At 37.8% G+C, this 15,130-nt stretch carries 13 protein-coding genes; 5 read left to right on the plus strand and 8 right to left on the minus strand.

Annotated elements, in window-relative coordinates; translation table 11 throughout:
• From ORI89_RS06535 to ORI89_RS06550, 4 genes are all read left to right on the plus strand, one after another.
• Positions 1-2,694 (plus strand): M14 family metallopeptidase, encoded by a 2,694-nt coding sequence (locus ORI89_RS06535; protein ID WP_268229639.1) that lies wholly within the window; start codon positions 1-3, stop codon positions 2,692-2,694.
• A 105-nt stretch (positions 2,695-2,799) separates the two neighbouring features.
• On the plus strand, positions 2,800-3,309 hold the full coding sequence (locus tag ORI89_RS06540; RefSeq protein WP_268229640.1) for a GNAT family N-acetyltransferase: 510 nt from the start codon (positions 2,800-2,802) through the stop codon (positions 3,307-3,309).
• A 222-nt stretch (positions 3,310-3,531) separates the two neighbouring features.
• Complete coding sequence (locus tag ORI89_RS06545) at positions 3,532-4,881, plus strand: sensor histidine kinase (protein WP_268229641.1); 1,350 nt, start codon at positions 3,532-3,534, stop codon at positions 4,879-4,881.
• A gap of 19 nt (positions 4,882-4,900) precedes the next feature.
• Positions 4,901-5,578, plus strand: coding sequence for a LytR/AlgR family response regulator transcription factor (locus tag ORI89_RS06550; protein ID WP_268229642.1), 678 nt, complete (start codon positions 4,901-4,903; stop codon positions 5,576-5,578).
• 127 nt (positions 5,579-5,705) lie between these two features.
• Here the strand turns inward: ORI89_RS06550 and ORI89_RS06555 are convergent, their stop codons facing one another.
• The 7 genes from ORI89_RS06555 to ORI89_RS06585 all read right to left on the minus strand — a co-directional run bounded on the left by ORI89_RS06555 (position 5,706) and on the right by ORI89_RS06585 (position 12,510).
• Complete coding sequence (locus ORI89_RS06555; RefSeq protein WP_268229643.1) at positions 5,706-6,452, minus strand: outer membrane beta-barrel protein; 747 nt, start codon at positions 6,450-6,452, stop codon at positions 5,706-5,708.
• Positions 6,445-7,590 carry a PCMD domain-containing protein gene (locus ORI89_RS06560; RefSeq protein ID WP_268229644.1) on the minus strand — a complete coding sequence of 382 codons (1,146 nt, stop codon included), beginning with the start codon at positions 7,588-7,590 and terminating at the stop codon, positions 6,445-6,447. Before ORI89_RS06560 ends, ORI89_RS06555 begins: the two co-directional genes overlap by 8 nt.
• A 30-nt stretch (positions 7,591-7,620) precedes the next feature.
• Positions 7,621-8,661 carry a linear amide C-N hydrolase gene (locus tag ORI89_RS06565; protein ID WP_268229645.1) on the minus strand — a complete coding sequence of 347 codons (1,041 nt, stop codon included), beginning with the start codon at positions 8,659-8,661 and terminating at the stop codon, positions 7,621-7,623.
• A gap of 364 nt (positions 8,662-9,025) precedes the next feature.
• Positions 9,026-10,006 (minus strand): deoxyhypusine synthase family protein, encoded by a 981-nt coding sequence (locus ORI89_RS06570; RefSeq protein WP_268229646.1) that lies wholly within the window; start codon positions 10,004-10,006, stop codon positions 9,026-9,028.
• A 107-nt stretch (positions 10,007-10,113) separates the two neighbouring features.
• Positions 10,114-10,620 carry a 2-amino-4-hydroxy-6-hydroxymethyldihydropteridine diphosphokinase gene (gene folK, locus ORI89_RS06575; protein WP_268229647.1) on the minus strand — a complete coding sequence of 169 codons (507 nt, stop codon included), beginning with the start codon at positions 10,618-10,620 and terminating at the stop codon, positions 10,114-10,116.
• A gap of 39 nt (positions 10,621-10,659) precedes the next feature.
• Positions 10,660-11,880, minus strand: coding sequence for an MFS transporter (locus ORI89_RS06580; RefSeq protein WP_268229648.1), 1,221 nt, complete (start codon positions 11,878-11,880; stop codon positions 10,660-10,662).
• Positions 11,881-11,955: 75 nt separating this feature from the next.
• A complete protein-coding gene (locus tag ORI89_RS06585; RefSeq protein WP_268229649.1) occupies positions 11,956-12,510 on the minus strand; it encodes a Crp/Fnr family transcriptional regulator in 555 nt (184 codons plus the stop codon).
• Positions 12,511-12,738: 228 nt separating this feature from the next.
• On the opposite strand from ORI89_RS06585, the gene ORI89_RS06590 reads away from it, so the two are divergent.
• On the plus strand, positions 12,739-14,070 hold the full coding sequence (locus tag ORI89_RS06590) for an amidohydrolase family protein (protein ID WP_268229650.1): 1,332 nt from the start codon (positions 12,739-12,741) through the stop codon (positions 14,068-14,070).
• 52 nt (positions 14,071-14,122) lie between these two features.
• Here ORI89_RS06590 and ORI89_RS06595 read toward each other — a convergent pair whose 3' ends face one another.
• Positions 14,123-15,127: an SPFH domain-containing protein gene (locus ORI89_RS06595; protein WP_268229651.1), complete on the minus strand. Its 1,005-nt coding sequence runs from the start codon at positions 15,125-15,127 to the stop codon at positions 14,123-14,125.
• Between the last annotated feature and the right edge of the window lie 3 nt (positions 15,128-15,130).

Consider the following 15,130-nt stretch of genomic DNA (forward strand, 5'->3'; position numbering starts at 1 on the left):
ATGAAGATAAAAAGTATTCTTAGTTGCTTATTAGCCCTAGCAATAGGTACTGCACACGCCCAGCAGATCAGTGACCCAAAGTCACATTTCGGATTCGAAATAGGCGAAGATTATAAGATCGCAAATTACAAAATGATGGAAAGCTACTTTCTTAAAGTAGCTAAAGAGTCAAATCGTGTACATATGGAGAAAGCGGGCATGACGGAAGAAGGCCGCCAACAATATCTCCTTGTCATTTCTTCTCCAGAGAACTTAGCGAACAGAGAGAAGTACAGGCAAATATCGCAATCGCTAGGGCGGGCCGAAGGTATAAGCGAGGAGGAAGCAAAAAAACTATCAACCGAAGGAAAACCTATTGTCTGGATCGATGGAGGTATGCACTCCAACGAAATGGTGGGCTCGCACCAATTAATTGAGACACTCTATAAGCTGACATCCAGTAATGAGAAAGAGATTCTAAATTACTTGGATAAGGTGGTTGTTTTGATGTGGCATGTAAACCCGGACGGACAGGATCTGCTCGCAGATTGGTATATGCAATACGAAGACCCTACAAAACGGAATATGTCTATTCCAACGATGTACCAAAAGTATGTAGGACACGACAACAACAGGGATTTCTTTATGTACAACATGAAAGAAGCAACCAACCTCGCTAAGGTTATGTATGTGGACTGGCTTCCTCAAATTGTTTACAATCATCACCAAACTTCACCAGAAGGCACTGTAGTTGCAGGCCCGCCATACCGTGATCCTTTTAATCATGTATATGACCCCTTGGTGGTTTCGGGAATAGACGGTGTAGGTTTTGCCATGATCAATAGGTTGAATGAAGAAGACAAACCGGGCTACGTACGCATGGACCAATCGATGTTTTCCACTTGGTGGAATGGTGGACTTAGAACATCTCCATACTTTCACAACATGATTGGTATATTAACGGAAACAACCGGAAGCCCCACGCCATCCGAAATACCTTTTGTAGCCGAACGACAAATACCTAGAAATGGTTTGCCTAACCCTATTGCACCACAAAAATGGCATTTTAAGCGTTCTATAGATTATTCGGTTTCTATGAACCTAGCCATACTGGACTATGCTGCTCGGAATGGAGATAAACTGCTTTACAATTTTTATAAAATGGGAAAAAACTCGATCGATAGAGGAAGTAGTAACCATTGGACAGCCTATCCAAAATATATAGATGCAGTGCAAACTGCCTACCAGGAGGATATCAAATCGGGTAAAGTGAAGACAGGGAGCTCTTCTGGTTATAATACAAGGCGAATTCCCGCTTCATATTATGATAGCTTGTACCGAAGTGCAGAAAATAGAGACCCAAGAGTTTTTATACTCCCTGCCGATCAAGCGGACTTCGGAACAGCTGTAAAGTTTGTAAATGCACTTATTAAATCAGGCGTTTATGTATACCAAGCGAATGATCAATTTACAGTGAACGGCAAGCAGTACCCGAAAAATTCTATTATAGTAAAAACTAATCAAGCTTTCCGCCCGCAGATTATCGATATGTTCGAGCCACAAGACCATCCACATGATACCGAGTATGAAGGTGGACCACCAGTGCGTCCGTATGATGCCGCAGGCTGGACATTGGGCTTACAGATGGGCGTTCAATATGATAGGTTTTATGAAGATGTAACAGGTCCTTTTGATCGTAAACCCCATGGCGTGCTTTTAGTGGCATCAAGTGGCAATTTATCGGAGAGCAAAGGCGGATACCTTATTAATGGCAAAGCGAACGATGCTTTTTTACTTGCTAACCGACTTATAAATAAGGGGATAAAACTACAACAAGATATAGATACAAAGCAGTTTTATGTAACAGGTAAACAGAGAGGTTTGCTGCAAGAACTGTCGCAAGATTTAGGCTTAACGATAGAGACAATCGACAAGCAACCAAAAAATCTAAAGGCTGTAAAGCCTTTAAAAATAGGTTTATTTGACCATTATGGTGGCTCTATGCCTTCGGGGTGGGTGCGCTGGATACTGGAACAGTATGGCTTTTCTTACGAGCTATTTTACCCGAAAAATATAGACAATAACGATATTGAAAAGTACGATATCCTTCTCTTTGTGGGGCAAGGTATTCCGTCAAGGAATGCTGCTGCGACGATGTTTAGACAACCCGATGCTGATCTCGTACCTGAAAAATATGCTCATTTACTAGGGCAGGTAAGCAGGGAAAGCTCTATACCCATATTAAAGAAGTATGTCGAAAATGGTGGGCAGGTATTAACTATTGGAAGTTCATCCGAATTGGTTTATCATTTTGGACTACCCATTACGGATCCTTTAATGAAAATCAAGGAAGATGGAAAGCAGATCCGCCTCTCGAGCTCCGAATACTATATACCGACCAGCATATTGCAAGCAAGCTTAGATCTTTCAAAAACAGAAAATGCCGGAATGACCGGACAGGTAAATATAGTTTTTAACAACAGCCCGGTGTTTAAAGTAGAAAATAATGCAGATATATATGCCTTAGGTAGTATTACAACCGATAAACCACTTTTAAGTGGCTGGGCTCATGGGCAGCAGTATCTAAAAGGTACAAGCATAGGCGTGGCAGCCAAAGTAGGAAAAGGAAAACTAATCGCTTTTGGCCCGGAAATAACTAATAGAGCACAAAGTCACGCAACTTTTAAGTTATTATTTAATCAACTTTACAACTAAACTAAACAACAAATATATCAAGCTCTCTGGTAAATAGTATCGGAGAGCTTTTACTTTACCTTTCCCCTCTCTCCTAACTATTCATGAAAAAAATCGATAAATTTGATGATGCTTTCAAAGAAAAAAATCCCCAGTGTATACTTAGTTAAACACAATCCTGAAGATTTCGAAGCTTATTATACCTTAGTAAAGGACGATAAAGTCATGAAATATGTATCTGGCAAAGGTTTAACCAGAGAAGAGGCCAAAACCAAATTTAATGCAATAATTGATACTAACATCAACCATACTGACCTAGGTTATTTTAAAGTATATAACACCGATGATATTTATTTAGGGGATGCAAAATTAGAGTATTATAAATACGACCATAATGTACTCGAAATCGGATATATTTTGAAAGAAGAGTTTTGGGGTAAGGGCTATGGAACGGCTATATGTAGACTATTACTTAATAAAGCAGACATAATAGCTAGCAACGTAGACCTTATCGGTATAATAGATCCTGACAACATAGCATCACGCCAACTACTGGAGAAGTTTGGGTTCAAAACTTACTTCATAGGCATGGAAGACGGATTGCCAACAGAAAAGCTTAAACTATCTCGTAAATAGCAACCAAATCATTCCAAATAAAGAGTAGTTAGAAAGTTTGAAATAGTCGACAAAAACTAAAAAAGCGCTAGTTCATCACACCTTCTCCGAGGTTCATCACATTTTATTTGATTCAGGGACAATTCTAGCTATTCTTGCATTACAAAAAACATACTCAAAACCAATACTATGAAGACACGCTGGATTGAATTTTTTCTAATTACAATTGTTTATCTCTTTTTTATGATTACAGGGATACATGATATTTCTGATCATGTTAAACAAGTAGCACTACAATTACATCTCTTTACAGGTTATGCTACTGTCAGCACCTATTTACTATACATCTACCCAGAATATTTTTCTATACAAAGAATGAAGAAATGGATAGTATGGACTATAGGACTATTTGCGGTCCAGTCGTTGGCACATTACACTGTTTCTGAAATATATCCACTCCCTCACAATCAAATCATACCACCACTAGCATTAAGTGGAATGACCTTGTTGGGCCTACTAATATATTCAGCAGGCAAAGCAGCCCTTACATCCCTTTACTCGCACACCCGATTTTCTGAAGACAGATTAAGTGCAAAAATAATAAGAGAAGTTCTTCTCTCTCTCGGAATAGGCTTTTTCCTATTTCTTATTATCTGTCAAACAAGTCCATATTTCGCTACATTAACTGCGTGGAGCATTCCTTTCTGTTATCTAGTGTATGTCACACATCAATATTACCTACTTTCTTATTTAAGACTATATAATAATTCTAACATCATTCGTATTACATTATCTATACTCTGTAATTTAGTATATATAGCTTTATTCTCCAGCCTTATGGAGATGACTTTAAGTCTTGCCAATGCCAGTTTTAACGGTTTTAATATTGCATTTTGTGCAATATTAGGTTTTGTTATTACTTTTCTCACTTATTTATCTTTCGCAAAACAAAATCAACAAGAATCTCAAATTTTAGGCTTGGAGAAAAAATTAGGGAAAACAGCTGCAGACCTAAAACTCCTACAGTCACAGATAAACCCTCATTTTTTATTTAATATCATGAATACACTCTATAGTATAGCACTTATAGAAAATGCGGAAAAAACAGCTTCAGGCATCCATAAACTTAGTGAAATGATGCGGTTTATGCTACATGAAAATCAACAAGAAAACATCTTGCTTACGCGTGAAATAAACTATATTAGTGAGTATATAGCCTTACAAAAGCTACGTATTGCCGACCTCCCCTCTATTATGATACAAGTAGAGTTACCAGAGGAAATACACGATAATCTAAAAATTGCCCCGATGTTATTAATCCCGTTTATTGAGAACGCTTTTAAACACGGTATAAGTCTTAAAAATAGATCTTGGATACGCATACAGCTCCAAGTTTATGAGCAAGAGTTAAAACTAAGTATATACAACAGCATACACACACGATCGAATAACGATCCAGAATCACATAATTCAGGAATAGGGTTAAATAATGTAATCAACCGCTTATTACTTTTATATCCTGGACAGCATAAGCTTCATTTTGAAGAAACTACATCAGAATATTTCATATTTTTAACTATCAAATTAGAATAACTAAAAGTAATACTATAAAATGATAAGAGCTATTGCCATAGATGATGAGCCTTTTGCGTTAGAGGTAATAAAAAAGCATGCCGAAAAAATTCCTTTTTTAATCTTGGAACATACCTTCATTAATGCATTTGACGCGATCAATTACCTCGTTAACAACGATGTTGATTTATTATTTTTAGATATTAACATGCCAGATATATCTGGCATAGAATTATACAATAGCTTAAGTCGAAAACCTCTTATTATTTTCACTACCGCATACTCAGAGCATGCCGTCACGGGTTTTGAACTTGAGGCTTTAGACTATCTTTTGAAACCCTTTACTTTTACTCGCTTTCTAAAAGCATGTAACAAAGCATTAGATACTTTATCATCGAAGCAACAGGTTACACCTTATATATTTCTAAAGGACGGCTACCACATTCAAAAGGTTTATCACCAAGATATATTATTTATTGAAGCTACAGGGAATTATATGCGGTATGTCTTAACTAACAAAGAGATCCTTACCCGAGCCACTTTAAAAGAAACAACTGATTTACTCCCCAGTACTACATTTTTTCAAATACACAGATCATTCATTGTTAACGAAAATAGAATTGACAAAATTGAACGCCATCAAATAAGTATTGGGGCTTATGTGGTTCCGATAGGTTCGACATATATAAACAGTTTGAAAATCAGAAATATGTATTAGTTATTTATTAAACATAAAAGCCGCTCCTTTTATAAGAAGCGGCTTATACAGTATGACCTCAAACAAAATTATTCTCCATAAATATCTTTCTCTATAGCTGACAAAGTTGATATTGCCTCCCTAATAACTAGAAAGGCAGTACATAGCCTGCTGCTAACGTGAGGAATGTATTGTGGAGCTTTATAGGCAAATGTTCTGTAGGCGCATCAACTACATTTCGTAGCCCATAATTAAATATTCCTCGAATTTGCCATGTATCATTTAGCGCATAAACCGCTCCAGCATGCACCGTCAAGTCCGTTTTACTGATTTGTTTAGATACATCAAAGGTAGCGCGATCAATTTCTATTTTTGGTGTTGTGGGCAGTCCTAAACGTATATAGGCATTTTGCACCCCACCTTCAAAAGACCTTGATAAGATACGATCAATAGCAAAACCGCCTTGTATACTCCATTTGTGATTAATCTCATAATGAAGGTTGACAGGCAGCTCCAAATAGAGGTTATTGAAATTAGATCGTACAGAACCTGTGAAATAACCGATGAAGTTTTGGTAGGGTGTGTCTTCAAAATCAATCATCGCTTTAAAGTTTTCTGCAAAAGCTTTTGTTTTCATCCCTTTGTTGACCAGGTTTAATCCGGTAGAAAGGCTAAGCTTATTGTTTATCTGATAGAAAGGAAGCTCCACGCCTATTGCAATCGGGGTTAAAGGCTGGTAGCTCTCTACGGATCGGATTTCGCGCGGAATAGATGCTGGCGTAACACCCCCCATATGTAACCCTGCATGTATAACAAGACGGTCTATCTGAACCTGCGCATGTGTAGCCACTGTAACTAACACCGCAACTACTGTCAATAGTATATACTTAATCATTTGTATGAATCTTAAGATCATCAACCAATAAAACACTCCCTACAGCACCCACAAAACTATCGCCATTTTTACTGGAACTTAGCACGATAGCTAAACGGTATCTGCCGGCATTAAAAGATTCGTCGTGAGGTTTATCCTTTAGGTATTCGAAAGGTATATTAAATTCTTTATACGTTTTAGAGCTGGTTGTATTGCCATCATACAAATAAGCAGTTGCTACGATACTTGGATCTGTCAAAAGATTTGTTCCATTCAAATGGTCTAGTTTTGTACGTGAATACAACTCTTCTGAGTCGTACAATACGGCTACTATGGAACAACTGTCTTTCACGTTGGACAAGACATTACTATTATGATCTATTACTTTCTTTCCAGGTGTATAGTGGTAAAAACCAGAAAATGCAATCGGTGGCGCTCCTATTGGTCTACCAAAATGTGTAGACAGTAAAGGGTCGCCCATAACATTGCCTGAATCGAACTCACCAAGAAAAATATTACCGGCAGCAATTGGTTTTTTAGCGGCCGCCCCGAAAGTACCTGTCGATTTTGTTTCTAACATAGCAGCAGTTTCTCCCGAATGCGCTTCATTAGTAAACTGCATGGGGTATAAACTGGCTTTCTTTTTGACCAGAGGAGAAATACTAAGTACAAAGCCTGAATTTCCAGAATCCCAGGTATCGATTCTACGTTCCTGTATGAGGTCATAAAACTCAGTGTACTTATAATATTGATCTATACTATAGTTCTCAAAATCAAATGCTAACGGAATAAAAGCAACTCTCTCATTTGTCATCGTCACAGTATACTCTTTACTAAACGCCCCGTTTTCAGAAGTTATTTTGTAAATGACTGGATTGGTAAAATCCTGCACAGTACCACTAGCCGGTATACTTGTTGCTCCGCGGCTCATTTTAAAACTAAAAGCATAAGCTTTTAGATCAATTTTATCTTCATTCGCATACAACTTAACTTCATCATTTGTAACAACAGGTGCTGCAAAAAAATCGTCGTCTTTGTACTCTACAGAGAGAATATCAGCTTCTATATTAGGTAATGCATCTTTAATACAACCTGTAAATAGCAATATGCCTGCTAAAAAGAATAAACTTATCGGCAGGCACTTGAAATATTTTATCATTAATTGGTGAATTAAGATTAAATATAAAGGTTAAATACCAACAAAGGTAAATGGCTTAGACTCTTTGAAGTTGTCGTTCGACAAACCACTGAAAGTAGCGTGATTAGTCAAATCAAGCTTCATCGTCTTAGCATTTTCTGACAGATCAAATTTCTTTAAATCTACCCAAAACGTATTAGGCGTTAAAGCCGTTTCAAAATAATAAACCTTATTTTTTTGATCAGCAACTGATCTCCAACGCGTTGACGATATATTAGGTTCACTTTCTGAACTGATACCAAAAGGAACTGAACAGTTTCTGATAACACTAAAAACACTAGCTACAGATGTGCGTGTGTCTTCCGTCTGTGGAATAGCATTGATATAATATGAAGCACGTACGAAACGGTCTGCAGCACGATTAGTACCCGGTAACATCACGGTTCCAGGAATACCTGCCCAATAGTTATTCAGTGCTAATTGATCTCCAAATGTAGGTGAATTTGTCATCACCGTATATTTCGGGCTATGGTGAATAACTAATTTACCATCGATATACTCGAAAATTGCATTATCACCTGAAGCATCAGAAAGTGAAAGATGCAAGGTTGTAAATTTCTGCGTACCGGGAATATAATCACTTACCAACACAAAAGGCTCATCTTTTAAATCATTTACAGCTTCTGCTACAGTAGCATAATTATCTAAAACGTACTGTGCCCATGCAGAAATAGTTAAACCTTTTTTCTGTCCGGCGGGATCAAACTTTGGATAATTTGATTCCACCAACCAAAGTACATTGGCAACAAGCCCCTTCTCATTCAGCCCATCGGTTGTAGCAATGTCCCAGGCTGACGCTATTACAGAACCATATTTTGACTTCCATTGAACAGACTGCGGCCCAACCTCTCCACTACGAGATAACCCTCTTGGAAACACCCATATATTAGCAGCGATCTCGTCTTTCCAATCCATGCTACGGGCGGTAATTATATTACCATTCGGTCCCTTATATACCACGCGAGTACAAGCCTTAGCATCAAAGCTTAAAAGAGCTAAGACTGCTAGGGATAAAGCAAATAATTTTTTCATTTTTCTTAAATTAAATGGTGACTTGACACTATTAAAAATTTAATTTTTATTTTAATAGCTAAGATAAAGAATCATCCGCAACCGACAAGTATTTTTAGACCAGAAAAAAAATAAATTAACTACAGCCTTTGAATATTGGTTAGAATAAATTCATACCCAAAAGACGATACTATATTTTTGACTCTTAAAACAATAACATGACAAATAAGAATATACCTTAACAACACACAAACTAGCAACGATCAATCCAAAACAAGGCAAAACAGTAAAAAAATATGCCTCATATTAAGTGAGGCATATCGTAATTTCCACAGGTATAAGTAACTGTATTAGAATTATGGCAGGTGATGGATAAAGACTAAAGCTATTGCCCCAGCACCCAAGCAAAAATCAGTGGTGCTACAATAGTGGCATCTGACTCTATGACAAAGCTTGGCGTATCCACATCTAATTTTCCCCAAGTAATTTTCTCATTCGGAATACATCCTGAATATGACCCAAACGAAGTTGTCGAATCTGTTATCTGACAGTAGTAACGCCATTTCAAGGTATTCTCTTTCTCTAAATCTTGCTCCAACATAGGCGCCACACACATAGCAAAATCACCAGCTATGCCTCCTCCTATTTGGAAAAAACCTATCCCAGTACCTACAGCATTTTTCTCATAATATTCAGCTAGCCAAACCATATACTCTATACCACTCTTCATAGTCGAAGCTTGTAACTGGCCTTTAATGACATAAGAAGCAAATATATTTCCCATTGTTGAATCTTCCCACCCGGGCACAACTATTGGTAAGTTTCGTTCTGCCGCTGCTAACATCCAAGAGTTTTTAGGATCTATTTCATAATCTTCTTCCAAGACACCGCTTAATAAAAGCTTATACATATATTCATGAGGAAAGTGACGTTCGCCGTTAGCTTCCGCATCTTTCCATATCTTCTCGATATGATGTTGTATTTTACGAAACGCTTCCTCTTCGGGAATACACGTATCGGTGACACGATTATACTTGTTGTTCAGTAAGTCCAATTCATCTTGCGGCGTCAGATCCCGGTAGTTGGGGATTCTTTTATAATGTGAATGGGCTACCAAATTCATAATATCTTCCTCAAGATTAGCCCCTGTACAACTTATAATATCTACCTTACCTTGACGGATCATCTCGGCCAATAAAATGCCAAGCTCGGCAGTGCTCATTGCACCGGCTAAAGAAACAAGCATTTTACCTCCTGCTGTTAAATGAGCTTCATACCCCTTTGCAGCATCCACTAAACTTGCTGCATTAAAATGTAGGAAATTTCTTTCTACAAATTGTGAAACAGCCCCCTTGTTATTTTCCATTTTATAAAATTTATTCATTAAGTATATATACGCATTGCACCTGCTTAAATAAGCAGTACAAAACTATCGACAATACATAAGAAAAATTTTAGCATTTGTTAAATAAATCACCTCGGAAAAGGAGTTATTCTCAGGATCTCTGCCTCATCATCACCACATAACTCTAACAGCTCAACTAGCGTTTTACCGAGAATAGGGTGCTTCCAATTTATCTCTAAATCCAACATCGGTATCAAAACAAACTTTCTTTTATGCATGAGCGGATGGGGTAATGTAAGTTTTTCAGATGCTAAGACCAGATCATCATAGCTTATTAAATCAATGTCAATAGGTCGTGCCTCATACCCTACACCTTCCTTACGTTTCCGTCCCAATTCTTTTTCAATAGATAAAGCTATCTCAAGAACATCAGTAGGATGTAGCAATGTGTCAACAAGTAAAGCAATATTATAAAAGGCCATACTATTAAAACCCCAAGACGAAGTTTCAAAAATAGCAGAGACTTGCTTTACAGTGCCAATCTGTTTCTGAATAGCAAAAACAGCTTCCTGTAAATAAGCCAATCGATCACCTATATTCGTACCTATAGAAAAAATAACTTGATGTGCTATCATAGGGCTAAAGTTAGGTAAATTGTTTACAACGGATAAAGGTTACTTTTCTAAATTACGTACACTAGGAATACAAATAACTAATACTGCACAAAAACAAAGTGCCATACCGCCTGCTACGTAAACATTTTGCACGCCAAGTTTATCGGCTAGCTGTGCCGTAAACACTAAACCTATTATAGCAGGAATCTGGCAGACGCTACCTACTATACCAAAAATTCTACCCAGATATTTAATATCAAACTGTGTCTGTATTAAAGCTGTAATAGAGCCTTCATAAAGCGGAACTGCTATACCTTGTAAAACAGTTAAGATAGCAAATAATGTAAAATAGCTGGAAGGTAATAGGCCGCATACTATTAAAACAACACCCAAAATCACGTATCCAATAATCGCTAAAGATATCTTTCGATAACGCTGATTTACGATAGCTAATAACCCACCACCAAGCAACAAGCCTATACCAAAGACAATCTCTACCAAACTGACCTGATAGGCTGTACCCTGATAATAATTCAAGGTTACTAAAGGTGTTACTGCAATAACCGGAAAGATAAAAAAACGTGCTATAATTTCAGTAAAAAGCAGCCAGGACATAGATTTGTTTTTCAAAATCACGGCCCCGCCCCCTAGCATGTCTTTTACAACAGAATCTGTGGGCTCTCTCTTGATTTTAGGGCTAACAACATGAACAAAAAGTAAAGCAACACAAGCTATAGAAGCACCTACCACATCCAACATCATGACTACACTCATACCATAATTAAGCAATACAAATGCACCTAATGCAGGACCGCTAATTAGCGCAATCGACTGTATGACTTCATTTACGCCAGCTACCCTTACCATCTGATCTTTAGGCGCTAAAGTGGGCACTAATGACTTCAAAGCAGGTGCATGAAAAGCTCCTCCAATGGAGCGTAAAGCCAATAGAAGGTAAATAGACCATAACTCCAGCATATCCAAGTGAAAAAGCAATGCAATTATTGCCGAACATAATGCCACAAAGCTATCAGCAGCAATCATTGTTATCTTTTTGTTCCAACGATCAACGAATACACCAGCGAAAGGTCCTAAAACTATTTGAGGTAATAGCCCTGCAATAGTTGCATACGCCAACACCTTAGCCGAGCCAGTTTCTAGCCCTATCCATAAAACAAAAGCAAATTGTGCAATAGAGCTTGTAAGAATAGAAAATGTTTGTCCTGTCCATATAAAAACAAACTTCTTCTTCCAGTTCACTAAATCCATATTTTCCGTCATAACATAGCACTATTAAAAATCATGCAATGATAGACAATATCAACGCCTATTCGGGTTATCATTTGGTAACTTCACCTACTTGGAAAAAATTTCTCTACGGATCCGACTTAATGACTGCGGGGTTAGCCCTAAAAAAGAAGCTATATATTTTAAAGGTACCAACTGAAACAACTCGGGATCCCGCTCTAAAACAGCTAAATATCGTTCTTTGGCTAATTGACTTGAAAAATCAACAGAAGCACGGGTAATATCGAAGTAAAAACGTTCAATCAGTATCCGAATGAGGTTTGATATTTCATGAGAATGCAAACACAATTCATCTAAAGCCGCTTTACTTATCATATATGCTTCACTATTCCCGACAGACTCAATACTATAAGTTGGTGCTATTTCACTGTACATAATATCTCCATAACGCTCAAACCAAAGTGTGATTTCGTCTCCATCCTCATAACGGTAACTTCTCCATATCCCTGCAGATATAATATAATAATTAGCAGTGTCATTACCAGAATCGGCAATAACATCATGGTTTTCAAAAGCCACTTTAGTCATGTTGTTTAATAAAAGGTTCAGAGATGATTCTAAAACCTCATACTTTTTCGCTAACAAATCAATCAATTCTTTCATAACCTTTTCTACCAAATAGCACTAAATAAACTACTACATGCCACTAAAGATAATTAAGAAAAATTAAAAATGCACTTTTAACAATCTTCCTTGATCTTGAAAAAACTGATGATCCATTCAGCAAATCGGTTTTAACAGTAACTGCTTAAATTAATTATGAATTAACATCGACGTACTTAAAAAGATTAAATATTCGTACCTTAGTAAACACCAAAACAAAAGCTGCTTATGCGATTAGTCTATCTATGCACTTTACTTTTCAGTGCGATCTCTATTTTCTCTGCTCAAGCACAGCAAGACCAAATCTTATTAGAGAATGTCCGAATATTGGATCACGAGACACAGTCTTTAACCGATCGGCGTCATGTTTTAATAAAAGGCAACACCATTGAGACAATCAGTATGTCGCCGATTAAAGTAAATACGAAAGATGTCATTAAAATAAATGGTTCTGGAAAAACATTAATGCCAGGCTTAATAGACGCACACGTCCACATGGTTTTTGGTTCATTAACGATGCCTCAAATGGTAACGAACGACCTATCGGAGGAATTTCTTCTTAAAACGATCAGTCAATCAGCTCACAAAATGCTTATGCGAGGCTTTACCAGCATACGTGATGTGGGGGGGCCTATTTTTCCGTTAAAAGCAGCTATTGATGCTGGTAAAATAACAGGTCCCAGAATCTGGCCTTCGGGGGCTACCATTAGTCAAACCGCTGGTCATGGCGACTTCCGCACACCAAACGAAAGATCACGCCGCTTCTTTGGAGAAGTATCACGTGCCGAAAGATATGGAGCAACCTTCATTGCCGATGGCCGTGATGAGGTGTTAACGGCGGTGCGGGAAAACTTACGTTTTGGAGCAAGCCAAATCAAATTAATGGCAGGCGGAGGAACATCATCCGCTTATGACCCTGTAGATGTCACGCAGTACACTTTAGATGAAATGAAAGCTGCAGTAGAAGCAGCTGAAGACTGGGGCACCTATGTTACTGTCCATGCGTATACACCAAGGGCCATACGCAGAGCAATAGAAGCAGGTGTGAGAAGTATAGAACACGGACAACTATTGGATGAAGAAACTATAAAGCTTATCGCTGAAAAAGATATTTGGCTAAGCTTACAGAATTTGGTCGATGACACTCCAGATATGGATCCTCAACGTATAGCTAAACGCAAACCCGTCATTGAAGGACAAGAAAAGGTATGGCCTTTGGCAAAGAAACACAAAGTTAAACTAGCTTGGGGAACAGACTTTTTATTCGAGCCTGAATTAAATGAACAACAAAACCAATTTATCCTGCGACTACAAAAATGGTTTACAAATGCTGAGATCTTAAAAATGGTCACACAAGATAATGGAGAATTGTTGCAAATGGCAGGATTAAGAAGCCCTTATGCCGGTAAACTTGGCGTAATCAGTGAGGGAGCACTAGCCGATGTTCTATTAGTAGATGGGGATCCATTAAAAGATTTAAAATTAATTGCCGACCCTGATAAAAATTTCGTTGTAATTATAAAAGATGGTAAAGTGTATAAAAACACCTTAAAAAAATAACGCATATAGAATGAACTCCTTTAATTTTCTGATTATTAAAGGAGTTCATTTTTTACAAATCATTCAAATAAGCCTTTTTCTTTTCTTCGTATTCTTCCTTCGTTAGAATTTCCTCATCAAAAAGCAGTTTCAGTTTACGCAACTGCTCTACCGGGTCCTTACCTTTTACAGGTTGCGTTACTTCATCAACCTGATCGCTAAACATCTTGCCCATACTAACCCCCGCCCCCAAGGCTACACCAACACCAGCTACCCCGCCCTCATTTTGGGCAGAATCTCGTAAAGCACGCAACTTTTCCAATTGCGCGTAAGTCAGGCCGCCTTCACTTGCCGCTTGTGTATCAGCAGAAACATCCGCTATCCTACCGATACGTTCCTGTGTGTCTTTATCAAAAGAATTGCCTTCAATCCGAAAATCCAATAACTCCAAACCGAAATTATCAAACTCAGTAGCCAGCTCCAGACCTACGCCTTTAGCCAATTCGTTTACCTGCTGATCGATTTTCAGGTAAGGAATTTTTTCTTTCGCTAGATAAGAAGCGAAAATTTGTGGTATACGGGACTGGGCTACTTCTCTAAATTCCATCGTAGTATATTCATCTTGCGCGCCCACATACTCTATAAAAAACTTTTCAGCTTCTAATAATCGGTAAGAAAAATTACCGTAGGCGGAAAGCTGTACAGGTATATTATATTCTTCGTCTATATATTTAATAGGCGCAGATGTCCCCCACCCCTGATTTAAAACTTGAGCTTTTCGATAAAAATAGAGCCCCATTTTGTGCTCACTTTCAAAAAGTTGAGCGAACTTTAATAGAGAGGTAATAAAGGGATGATTGCTTGTAGAAAGATTATAAACTCCTTCGCTATCAATCACATTAACGACCTTCCCTTCGTACACTAGAATACAACCTTGCCCTGGTGCTACAATCAGCTTACTGGCATTTTTAATTTCGTCTGTGACTGCAGGAAACTTCCAAAATAACCTATCTGCTTCCTGCGGTTGCCATTCAACTACAGTAGCAAGCTGTTTCTTAAAAAAACGGAATAATCCCATAGC

The sequence above is a fragment of the Sphingobacterium sp. UT-1RO-CII-1 genome, assembly GCF_026711005.1.
Classification (GTDB): domain Bacteria; phylum Bacteroidota; class Bacteroidia; order Sphingobacteriales; family Sphingobacteriaceae; genus Sphingobacterium.